General features: G+C 64.1%; 9 protein-coding genes. 6 read left to right on the plus strand and 3 right to left on the minus strand.

Annotated elements, in window-relative coordinates:
- On the minus strand, window positions 1-1,684 hold a 1,684-nt coding region (locus ACESY8_RS16195), incomplete at its 3' end, for a VanW family protein (protein WP_498794861.1).
- A 268-nt stretch (window positions 1,685-1,952) separates the two neighbouring features.
- Between ACESY8_RS16195 and ACESY8_RS16200 the strand changes: the two genes are divergently transcribed.
- Entirely contained in the window at window positions 1,953-3,110 is a 1,158-nt protein-coding gene (locus tag ACESY8_RS16200; RefSeq protein WP_009259493.1) for a 5-bromo-4-chloroindolyl phosphate hydrolysis family protein, read from the plus strand.
- 107 nt (window positions 3,111-3,217) lie between these two features.
- Here the strand turns inward: ACESY8_RS16200 and ACESY8_RS16205 are convergent, their stop codons facing one another.
- Entirely contained in the window at window positions 3,218-3,760 is a 543-nt protein-coding gene (locus tag ACESY8_RS16205) for a stage V sporulation T C-terminal domain-containing protein (protein ID WP_044939174.1), read from the minus strand.
- Between the two features lie 175 nt (window positions 3,761-3,935).
- Between ACESY8_RS16205 and ACESY8_RS16210 the strand changes: the two genes are divergently transcribed.
- Window positions 3,936-5,135 (plus strand): ATP-binding protein, encoded by a 1,200-nt coding sequence (locus tag ACESY8_RS16210; RefSeq protein WP_007491957.1) that lies wholly within the window; start codon window positions 3,936-3,938, stop codon window positions 5,133-5,135.
- 502 nt (window positions 5,136-5,637) lie between these two features.
- Here ACESY8_RS16210 and ACESY8_RS16215 read toward each other — a convergent pair.
- The gene (locus ACESY8_RS16215; protein WP_007491959.1) at window positions 5,638-5,886 is read right to left on the minus strand and encodes a helix-turn-helix domain-containing protein; all 249 of its coding nucleotides are present in this window, start codon (window positions 5,884-5,886) and stop codon (window positions 5,638-5,640) included.
- A 208-nt stretch (window positions 5,887-6,094) separates the two neighbouring features.
- Between ACESY8_RS16215 and ACESY8_RS16220 the strand changes: the two genes are divergently transcribed.
- From ACESY8_RS16220 to galU, 4 genes are all read left to right on the plus strand, one after another.
- Window positions 6,095-7,474: a TraB/GumN family protein gene (locus ACESY8_RS16220; protein WP_204682326.1), complete on the plus strand. Its 1,380-nt coding sequence runs from the start codon at window positions 6,095-6,097 to the stop codon at window positions 7,472-7,474.
- Between the two features lie 137 nt (window positions 7,475-7,611).
- Window positions 7,612-8,880: an amidohydrolase family protein gene (locus ACESY8_RS16225; RefSeq protein ID WP_204682324.1), complete on the plus strand. Its 1,269-nt coding sequence runs from the start codon at window positions 7,612-7,614 to the stop codon at window positions 8,878-8,880.
- A 220-nt stretch (window positions 8,881-9,100) separates the two neighbouring features.
- The gene (locus ACESY8_RS16230; protein ID WP_021631204.1) at window positions 9,101-9,622 is read left to right on the plus strand and encodes a QueT transporter family protein; all 522 of its coding nucleotides are present in this window, start codon (window positions 9,101-9,103) and stop codon (window positions 9,620-9,622) included.
- 42 nt (window positions 9,623-9,664) lie between these two features.
- Complete coding sequence (galU, locus tag ACESY8_RS16235) at window positions 9,665-10,546, plus strand: UTP--glucose-1-phosphate uridylyltransferase GalU (RefSeq protein ID WP_007491966.1); 882 nt, start codon at window positions 9,665-9,667, stop codon at window positions 10,544-10,546.
- The last annotated feature ends 29 nt before the right edge of the window (window positions 10,547-10,575 follow it).

The raw sequence follows: 10,575 nt of genomic DNA on the forward strand, positions 1-10,575 counted from the left end.
GGCTGGGGGACGGCGATGGGGTGGGGGTGACCGGCGTAAGGGTTTTCAGACCGGTGGAGGGGTCAATCCCCCAGCGGGCCGCGTCAGCGGGGTTGTAGTAGTACACCGCGTCAGACGCCTTGTAGGTGTTGCGGTACAGCAGGGTGGTGCTGATGGTCTTGCCGTTCTTGTCCACCAGCTTCTGATAGAGATCCACCGTATAGCCGCTGTAGCGGGAGTAGTTGGGGTCCCGCTGGGGCTCGGTGCCCACGGGAATGCTGTCCTTGGGCTGGTAGGTGTTCTTGTAGGGCACGGTGGAAATGACCACGTGGTAGGGCTCTCCGTGGATGCCGGTGGTATCGGTGCCGTAGATGGTCACATGGAGCTTGTGGTTTTTGTCCAGATAGGACTCAATCTTGATGGGGTAATCGGTGTTATTCTGGAAGCGGAAGTCCAACTGGTCGCTCCACACGGTGGCGTCGGTGCCGATGACGGGCATATAGCCGCCGTTGAACTGGTGCTTGTGGCGCTCCACAATCTCCAGATTGGCCTTGAGGGTAACCCAGTAGAGGTTGGACGAGAGCTGGCAGATGCCGCCGGCGGTGGCGTCCACGCTCTGGCCGTTCTGGTAGGTGCCGGCGGCCTTGTAGCCGCTGGCCAGGGTGTAGGGGCCCACCGTGTCGTTATAGGAGAAGGTCTCTCCGGGGAGCAGGATGGTGCCGTTGAGCCGCTTGGCCGCCAGATCGATGTTGTACCAGCGGTTGGAGGGGCCGGCGCAGGTGGTGGAGCCGCTGCCCAGCACATCCTTGAAAAGATTGGCCTCCAGCTTGGCGGTGGTCAGCTTCGGCTCGGTGAGAAGCAGGGGGACGGACACCGTCTCTCCCTCCCCGGCCGTATCCAGCACAGTCTGGGCCTGGGCCGTGTCGAAGTCCACTCCGGTGACCGAGGGGACGATCTCACGCGTCTCCTTGTCTAAGTAGGCATCGGCAGGTTCGGCGGCGACCTCGGACCGGATGGCGTCAAAGTCGGGGGCGGCGGGGGGCGCGGTGGTCACCTGAGTCTCGATGGGGCCGTAGCCGACGGGAATGTCGTCGGAAATCAGATGGCCCAGCCGCTCGGCCAGGGCATCGGTGAGGGCGGCTACGTCAATGGTGCGGCCGGTGACCCCCTTGTGGAGTACCAGCTCGGTGTCGGTGACCTCCCAGGTGGTCTGGGCCTCCGGGTCGGAGCACTCCTCCACCGCCCGGGTTACCGCGTCCGGCGTGCCGGTCAGTGTCACGGGGACGGAGTAGCGGTTGCCGTGCATCACGGCGGCGAGATACCGCCCGCCCCGGGTGAAAAAGCTGCCGGCCTGGTCGGTCAGAGCGGCGTCCACTGCGGCGGCGGCGTCCACGGAGACAGAGGGATCGTCACCGTTCACCGCATAGCTTTGGCCCGCACAGGTGAATTCGGCCCGGCTGTCCGCCAGCAGGCCGGGCAGGGCGCCCTCCAGGGCGGCGGCAGCCCCTTCCCGGGACTGGCCGCTCACGTCCACCCCGGCAATGGAGGTGTTGGGCAGGAAAGCACTGCTGCCCGCATAGGCGCAAAGCCCCACATATCCACCCGCCAGTGCCAGGACCAGAACGAGGACAACGGCCAGAGCGATTTTTCCGCCCCGGGGCATGCCCGGTCCCCTTGCGACCCTCTTTCCATCCTGATTTTCCATCTTCATCAACTCCAAAACATCACAGAGGATGTAAAATACGACTACTATTATAGGACTTCGTCCCGGGAAAAGCAATTACAGAACGGTTACATAGCACTTCCGGCGGAAAGCGCTTTACATGCCCCGGATTTCGCAGTATGATAGAGAGGCTTCAGCGGGGCGCAATCTAATCTTTCATCTTTTTTAAAGAACTTATCCAGCGAAACTTTAACACTTCTGTGATAGAATAACAGACAGAACACGCGGCAGTAACAGGAGGGCGGTGCCCATGGCAAGCTATCGAAATGAAAATCGACCGGATTCGGGGGACCTGCTCTCCTGGATCATTACCATCGTATTGCTGGTCAGCCCGGTCTGGCCCATCGGCCTTATTCTGCTGCTCCGAAAGCTGACCGGAGGTTCCAGGCGCAGAGCCTCCCGCCACCCTTATGATATCCAGCGGGAGGGAGGCCCTGTCCCCGGCACGCAGGGAATGCCCGGCGCCCAGCGGCAGACGCCTCCGGTGGGGCGGCAGCATGTGGGCCGCAGCCCCCGGCAGGGCAGGCCGGTGAACCTGGACCGGGGCAAGGGCCTGACCGTATGGGGAATTGTGTTGACCGTGATCTTCGGCATCGCACTCACCGGATTCCCGGCGGTGGCCATGAGCGGCGGCTTCCTCTCCGCCCTGGCGGTGATGTCCCCGGTGATCGGCTTCTTCGGCGGCGGCCTGGCCATGATCTGGGCGGGTACCCAGCGCACTAAGAAGGCCAAGCGCTTCCGCAAGTACCTGGCCCTCATCGGCAGGCGGGAGAGCATCTCCATCACCACCCTGGCCCAGGCCATGCCGGTGTCGGTGCACAAGGCCTGTGACGATCTCCAGGATATGCTGGACAGCGGTATTTTAGAGACGGGCTATCTGGATATGTCCACCGGCCGTCTGATCCTCAGTGACGAGGGCCTTCAGGAAGAGGCGCCCCCTGCCCCCGAGCCCGACGAGCCGGAGCCGGAGGAGGACGTGCTGGACATGAACGACGATGACGCGGTGCTGGGGGAAATCCGCCGACTCAACGACGATATCGACGATCCGGTCATGAGCCAGAAGATCGACCGCATCGGAGAGATCACCGGCAAGATCTTTGCCTATCAGAAGCAGAGCCCCAACCGGGCGGGCCAGTTGCGCAGCTTTTTAAGCTACTATCTGCCTACGACCCTCAAAATCCTCCGGGCCTACGCCCGTATGGAGGAGCAGGGCGTGGAGGGAGAGAATATCCGCTCGGCTAAGGCCCGCATCGAGGGCATGATGGACAAGGTGGTGGAGGGCTTCGAGAAGCAGCTTGACAAGCTCTTCCAGGACGACGCCATGGATATCGCCACCGACGTGCAGGTGCTGGAGCGCATGCTGGAGAAGGACGGCCTCTCCGGCGGCGGCATGACCCTGGGCGGTTAGGTGAATACGCACAGGAGGCCCCTGCCAGCGGCAGGGCCCTCCTGTATGCGGCCTTTTTGGAATGATAGGGGGCATCCGAACAGGGATGCCCCCTATCATCATTGGAATCAGGATTCCATGTGCCGGCCCAGGAACCCGGCGATGGTCTGGGCCAGCTTATAGTCGGTTTCACTGCTGGCCAATTCGCCCTCCGTGCCCACAAAGAGCACACAGCCCAGTACATCGCCCTCGGATAGAATGGGGGCGGCGCAGGCCACAAGATACTTGCTCCCGTCGTCGCTTACAGGCACCGCCTTGTCGCCTGCCTGGTACTGATAAATCTGGCGGCCCTCCATAATCTGCTCCAGCTCAGAGGAGATCCGCTTGTCCGTCAGCTCCCGGCGGGCCAGGCCCGCCACGGCGATGCAGGCATCCCGGTCGGTGATCACGGCGATCTCGCCGGTGGTCTTGTTCAGAGTCTCGCACATCTGGCCGGCGAAGTCGCCCAGGCCGCCCATCAGGGAATACTTTTTGAAGATGACGCCGCCGTCCTTGTCGGTATAGATCTCCAGGGGGTCGCCCTCGCGGATACGCATGGTTCTGCGGATTTCCTTGGGAATGACCACGCGCCCGAGATCGTCGATACGGCGCACGATACCAGTCGCTTTCATCTATAAACTCCTCCTGCGGTTGTAGTTACAGCCCTTATTATCCGCAGGTTTCTTTTGCCTATGCGGCGCAGCCAGTGGTTTCATTTGGAAAGAAAACGCGGACATTGACAGCCGGAGGGGAGGCGCTTACAATAAAACCGACACAGATAGAACAAACGCGAGAGGGGAGAGGAAAATGACAACCGACATGCTGCGCTGCGCCCTGCGGGGGGTAGCGGCCTACCGGCCTGTTGTGGATGAGCCAGTGATGCGCCTGGCGCTGGGGGTACTGGATAAGCTGTCCGCCGGGGACGGCAGCGGGGCCGTGGAGGACTACGCCCGGCTGTTCTATGCCCTGCGGAGCGCGGGGAGCCGGAGCCTGGGGGAGTGGCTGGACGGCCGGCTCCGGGATCGGGAATCCCCCTATGCCGCTCTGGCGGAGCGGGGCGGGGAGGACCCCGCCCTGGAGGCGGCCGCCCGGCGGGATATTGAGACGTTCACCCTGCTGGCGGAGCTGGACTGGGACCAGGTGCTCGCTGAGGTAGGGGGGAAAGCGCCGCGGGAGTATGGGCCGGTGCTGGCCAACCTGCCCCGGTGGCGGGGGAGCAGCCCGTTTTCTTTTGCGGAGCTGACGGAGTTCTACCGGGCCAACGGCGCGGGGCTCTTTGCCCGGCACCGGGCTTTCCTGTGGGAAGATGGGGCGCTCTGCCCGGTGGAGCAACCCGACTGTCCCGGCGCGGACGAGATGCTGGGCTATGAGCTCCAGCGGAACCGGGTCATCGCCAATACCAGGGCCATGCTGGAGGGCAACCTGGTGAACAATGTACTCCTGTATGGCGACAGCGGCACCGGCAAGTCCGCCACGGTGAAGAACCTGCTCACCCTGCCCGGCTTTGAGGCCCTGCGCCTCATCGAAGTGCAGAAGGAGGGGCTGGCTGATCTGCCCCGGCTCATCCGTACCCTGGGCGGGCGGCGGCTGAAATTCATCCTGTTCATCGACGATCTGGCCTTTGATCAGGACGACAAGACCTACTCCGCCCTCAAGACCATCCTGGAGGGCGGCTTAGAGCGGCGGCCCGCCAACGTGGCAGTCTATGCCACCTCCAACCGCCGGCGGCTGGTGCGGCAGACCTTCTCTGACCGGGCGGGGGACGAGGTGGACGCCAGTGAGACCATTCAGGAGAAGACCTCCCTGTCCGACCGCTTCGGCCTGCGCATACCCTACTTGGCGCTGAACCAGGCGGAGTTCCTGGAGCTGGTGGAGGGGATGGCGGAGCAGGCGGGGATTGCCTTGGACCGGGATAGTCTTCGTGCCGAGGCGGTCAAGTGGGAGATGCGCAACCCGGGCCGGACGCCGCGAACGGCGAAACAGTTTATTGCCAGCCTGAGCCTGTGACCGGGTGTCTCGCATCTCCCACGGGCGCGGAAGCGCCCCGCCGCCCCGCGGCGCACAAGCGTTTTGCCGGAGGCAAAACCTTGGTTGAGGCGAATTGACTTCGCCTCAAGAGAATGGAAAAAGGGGGCCCCCGCGGGAGGGAACCTCCCGTGGGGTGAGATGCGCAACCCGGGCCGGACGCCGCGAACGGCGAAACAGTTTATTGCCAGCCTGAGCCTGTGACCGGGTGCCCGCATCTCCCACGGGCGTGGAAGCGCCCCGCCGCCCCGCGGCGTACAAGCGTTTTGCCGGAGGCAAAACCTTGGTTGAGGCGAATTGACTTCGCCTCAACCGAATGGAAAAAAGGGGCCCTCACGGGAGGGAACCTCCCGTGGGGTGAGATGCGCAGCCCGGGCCGGACGCCGCGAACCGCCAAGCAGTTTATCGCCAGCCTGAGCGTGCGGAGAGGGCAGATATAGAAAACAGGCCGCCCCATGGGGCGGCCTGCGCGGTTTGAAGCGGGTCAATCGTCAAATTGCAGCAGCTTGTAGGGCGGAATCTCCAGCGCTTCCGCGATGAGGAAAAGGGTGCTCAGGGAAATGCCCACTGCCATGCCGGGGGCCTCCACCTGGGAGAGAAAGCCGGGGCTGATTCCTGCGCGCTCGGCCAACTGCTCCTGGCTCAGCCCCCGTAGCTTTCGGAAGTAGGAGATGCGGATGCCGATGGCGATATAGTGATCCCGAAACCGGGCGTTGTGCTCCTCTTTTTTCATTGCGTCTCACCCTTATGTAAGGGTATCATCTTGACAGATAGATTATTACATGCTAAAACATAGATATTACTAGTATAGAACTAGTATAACTGCGTGTATAGCAGAGGCAGACCCTCACTGCCGCAAATTGCGGTTGACGGCGGGGCCGGGCTGTGGTACAGTACATGTGGAAAGCAAGCTTTACAATTCGACGAGAGGAGCACATGACATGAAGCACAATCGGATGCGCCGGCTGCTGGCCGGCGTCACGGCGGCGGCCCTGCTGGCCGCGCCCGCGCTGGCGGCGGAAGATACCGCTCCGGCCCCTCAGATGCCCGACGCCTGGGCGGTGGGAGAGCTGGCGGACAGCTACGCCATGGGGCTGGTGGACGACAACTACACTACGTACATTCAGAGCACCATCACCAGCGAGCAGCTCTCGGCCATGACCGGCATCGTGGCCGACAAGCTGGCCCTGCTGGAGCTGCCCCAGCGGGCGGCGGACACCGAAGGACTGGTGGTGGACACCACCCGCGGCGGCGTGATGAACGCGCTGTACCAGGAGGCGGCCGCCTACGACATCGACGGCGTGGAGGAGGGGGCCGCGGCCTTCCTCACCGGCCTGGGCGTGGTCAGGGGCGATCAGGCCGGCGGACTGAACGAGGACCGGCCCTGCACCTATCAGGAGGCCATGGTTATGGCCGAGCGGCTGATCCTGGCCCTCTATGACGCCAACGACGCCGGCTCCAGAGGTCTGCTGTGGAAGGCCGTCAACGGGGACAACACCCTCTACCTGCTGGGCACCATCCACATGGACCGCAGCAACGTCTATCCCCTGCATAAGTCGGTGCGGGACGCCCTGGACGCCTCCCAGGTGGTGAGCTTCGAGCTGGATCTCAACGACCAGGAGGGCATGGCCCTGCTGGCCCAGCTCCAGGCCTACTCCGACGGCACCACCCTGGCCGACCACATCAGCCCGGAGCTGTACGCACGGGTGCAGGCGGCGGCGGTGAGCCTGGGCATGGAGCCCAACGGCTTTGACGCATATAAGCCCTGGGCCCTGGCCTCCACCTTCGGCGTCCTGAGCCTCCAGGACGACACCACCGGGGCCAACGCCATGGCGATTGATGTGTATATCAACGCCTACGCGGTGAACGCGGGCAAGACCATCGACTCCGTGGAGACCTACGCCTTCCAGGGCGGCATCTTCGACGGCCTGTCCGCCGAGTACCAGGAGGCCTATCTGGACGCCAGCCTGGCCGGGTACGAGGGGATGCTCAAGGGCGAGGCGGCCGACGAGGCGGCCCAGGCGCTGGCCCAGGCCCAGCAGGAGCAGATTGCCGCCATGTTCGACGCCTGGAAGGACCGGGACCCCGATGCCCTGGCGGAGGTCTACGACAAAGAGGCCATCCTCAACAGCGATGACGAGCTCAACTCCAAGCTGTTCACCGAGCGGGACCCCGGCATGATTGCCGCAGCGGCGGAGTATCTGGAGACCGAGGGGGAGAATACGTTCTTCCTGGCCGTGGGCGCGGGCCACATGGTGAATCCGGGCGGCATTGTGTCCGGCCTGAAGGAGCTGGGCTACACCGTAGAGCTGGTACCCTGAATACCCGAATAAAAGATATGGGCCGCCGCACGCAACGGGTGCGGCGGCTTTTCTGTGCCGGGGCGAAAACTTCTGATTGCTTTCTACAGGGGCGGATGATAGGATAAAAGAAAAACATGAAAACCGGAGGGGCTGCCATGATTTTCAAGGGCAACTTTTTATACACTCCCGCGCTGGGCGAGCTGACCGTGCGGGAGGGGGAGTACCTGGTGGTAGAGGGGGAGAAGTGCGCCGGCTTTTACCGGGCGCTCCCCCAGGAGTACGCCGGGCAGCCGGTGACCGACTTCGGCCGGGCGCTGGTGCTCCCCGCCTTCTGCGACCTCCACCTCCACGCCCCCCAGATGGTGAACCGGGGCGTGGGCTACGACCAGGAGCTGCTGCCCTGGCTGGAGACCTACACCTTCCCGGTGGAGGCCCGCTACGGCGACGCGGACTTTGCCGAGGCGGCGTGGAAGCGGTTCCTCAACCGGATGTGGGCCAACGGCACCCTGCGCTTCTCCGCTTTTGCCACCATCCACAAGGAGGCCGTCTGGCGGCTGATGGAGCTGACCGAGCGGGCGGGGCTGTCCGCCCTCATCGGCAAGGTGAACATGGACCGCAATGCCCCGGACAGTCTGCGGGAGGACACCGACGCCTCCCTGGCGGACACGGAGGAGCTCATCTGCCGCAGCCGGGCGGAGCTGAAGCACGTGGAGTATATCCTGACCCCCCGCTTCGTCCCCTCCACCACCGCCCGGCTCATGGACGGCCTGGGGCGGCTGGGGGAGCGGTACGAGCTGCCCGTCCAGTCCCACCTGTCGGAGAACCGGAGCGAGATCGCCTGGGTGGGCCAGCTCCATCCGGAGTGCGCCAGCTACACCGAGGTGTACCGGGACTACGGCCTGCTCCGCCGGGGGTGCACCATCATGGCCCACGCCGTCCACCTCACCGGGCGGGAGGAGGCCATTCTCCGGGAGGGGGGGGTCACCCTGGCCCACTGCGCCCAGTCCAACACCAACCTGTCCAGCGGCGTCATGCCCCTGCGCCGCAGCCTGTCGGAGGGGCTGCGCTGCTGCGTGGCCAGCGATGTGGCCGGCGGCCACGCCGCCGCCATGAACCGGCATGTGGCGGCCACGGTGGGGCTGTCCAAGCTCCGGGCCCTGGACCACCCGGAGGAGCGGCCCCTCTCCCTGCCGGAGGCCCTCTACCTGGCCACCAAGGGGCCGGGGGAATTCTTCGGGAAGGTGGGTTCCTTTGAGCCGGGGTATGACTTCGACGCCCTGGTGGTGGATGTGGATGAGCTGGACGGCCGCCTGTCCCGCACCCCCTTTGAGAAGCTGGAGCAGTTCCTCTACGACGGGGACGACCGGGACATTCTGGCCCGCTACAGCCGGGGCTCCCTGGTGGAAAAGCCCTTTACGGAATAACGGAATAAAAGACCGCCCCGGAGCGCGTGCGCTCCGGGGCTGCTTTTTCCGCGGAGGAGGGCGGGGGAGAGTCCCGGCGCTTTTTCTTTACTTCCGATGGGAAACGTGCTAAAATACCCCCGACTGGTTTCCAAACCCGGTCCAAGCGCGGCCACGGCCGCGTTCGTTCGGTGGGACTCACCGCCGTTCTCTAAAGACTAAAATGGAGGTATGATCACACATGCGCAAATCCAACATCCAACAGCTCACCCTGGCCGCGATGGTGGCCGCCGTCTACTTCGTCCTGTGCTACTTCGGCAACATCTTTCAGCTCACCTTCGGACCGGTTCAGGTCCGCTTGGGGGAGGCGCTGACCGTGCTGCCCTTCCTGTTCCCTGCCGCCGCGCCGGGGCTGGCACTGGGCTGCCTGCTGACCAATATTCTCTCCCCCTATGGTCCCATCGACATGATTGTGGGCACCTTGGCCACCGCCATCGCAGCTTTCCTCTCCATCAAGATGCCCCGTTGGTATCTGGCCGCCCTGCCCCCCATTGTGGTGAACGCCCTGCTGCTGCCGCCCATGTGGGCTTGGGCGGAGGCAGGGGCTATCAACGGCGCTTTCTGGGCGGCGTATGGACTGAACCTGTGGACCTTTGTGGCAGGGGAGGCTGTGGCCTGCTATGTGCTGGGCACGATTCTCCTGAAGGCCCTGCCCAGGGTTCGGTATTTCCGCCCCATGATTCCCACCGCACATCTGCAATAACGGCGGGCGGCGTTCCGCCCGCTCTGCTGGAGGTTTTTTGTTATGAAAGTTCGTAAGGCCGTCATCCCCGCCGCAGGGCTGGGAACCCGGATGCTCCCCGCCACCAAGACCGTCCCCAAGGAGATGCTTCCCATGGTGGACAAGCCGGTGATCCAGTACATCATCGAGGAGGCGGTGGCCGCCGGAATTGAGGACATTCTGATCGTCACCAACCGGGCCAAGTCCGCCATGGACGATTACTTCGACTACTACCCCGAGCTGGAGACCCGCCTGCTCCAGTCGGGCAAGGAGTCCGAGCTGGTGGAGGTGCGCCGGGCCGCCGACCTGGCCAACATCTTCTACGTGCGCCAGAAGGAGACGAAGGGCCTGGGCCACGCCATCGGCCGCGCCCGCCGCTTCGTGGGGGACGAGCCCTTCGCCGTGCTGCTGGGCGACGACATCATGCGGGCCAAAAAGCCGGTGACTCTCCAACTGGTGGAGGCCGCCGAGAAGTACGGCGCGTCCGCCCTGGGGGTGCAGGAGGTGGCTACTGAGGCTATCTCCCGCTACTCCTCCGTCAAGGTCTCCCCCCTGGAGGAGCGCATCTTCGACGTGTCCGACATGAACGAGAAGCCCACCCCCGAGCAGAGGCTCTCCAACTACGCCATCCTGGGCCGCTATGTGCTGACTCCGGAGATCTTCGATATTCTGGAGAACGTCAAGCCTGGTTACGGCGGGGAGATTCAGCTCACCGACGGCCTGCGGGAGCTGTGCCGGAGAAGCCGCATGGTGGCCGTGGACTTTGAGGGCCGCCGGTATGACACTGGCAACCTCTGCGGCTTCCTGGAGGCCACCATCGACTTCGCCCTGGATCACCCGGCCACCGGTGCGTGGCTCAAGGGCTTCCTGAAGGAGAAGGCCGAGACGCTGCGCCAGGAGCGCTGACAAAAGAACAAAAGAAACGCGGGGGGGGC

Origin of the sequence: Clostridium sp. ATCC BAA-442, from assembly GCF_964239415.1 — a bacterium.
Taxonomy (GTDB): domain Bacteria; phylum Bacillota; class Clostridia; order Oscillospirales; family Oscillospiraceae; genus Flavonifractor; species Flavonifractor plautii.

Bases quoted from the DNA above. Each gene is read 5' to 3' on its own strand.
- ACESY8_RS16225 (WP_204682324.1), top strand. From the start codon at position 7,612: ATGATTTTCAAGGGCAACTTTTTATACACTCCCGCGCTGGGCGAGCTG.
- galU (WP_007491966.1), top strand. From the start codon at position 9,665: ATGAAAGTTCGTAAGGCCGTCATCCCCGCCGCAGGGCTGGGAACCCGG.
- ACESY8_RS16230 (WP_021631204.1), top strand. From the start codon at position 9,101: ATGCGCAAATCCAACATCCAACAGCTCACCCTGGCCGCGATGGTGGCC.
- ACESY8_RS16210 (WP_007491957.1), top strand. From the start codon at position 3,936: ATGACAACCGACATGCTGCGCTGCGCCCTGCGGGGGGTAGCGGCCTAC.
- ACESY8_RS16205 (WP_044939174.1), bottom strand. From the start codon at position 3,760: ATGAAAGCGACTGGTATCGTGCGCCGTATCGACGATCTCGGGCGCGTG.
- ACESY8_RS16200 (WP_009259493.1), top strand. From the start codon at position 1,953: ATGGCAAGCTATCGAAATGAAAATCGACCGGATTCGGGGGACCTGCTC.
- ACESY8_RS16215 (WP_007491959.1), bottom strand. From the start codon at position 5,886: ATGAAAAAAGAGGAGCACAACGCCCGGTTTCGGGATCACTATATCGCC.
- ACESY8_RS16220 (WP_204682326.1), top strand. From the start codon at position 6,095: ATGAAGCACAATCGGATGCGCCGGCTGCTGGCCGGCGTCACGGCGGCG.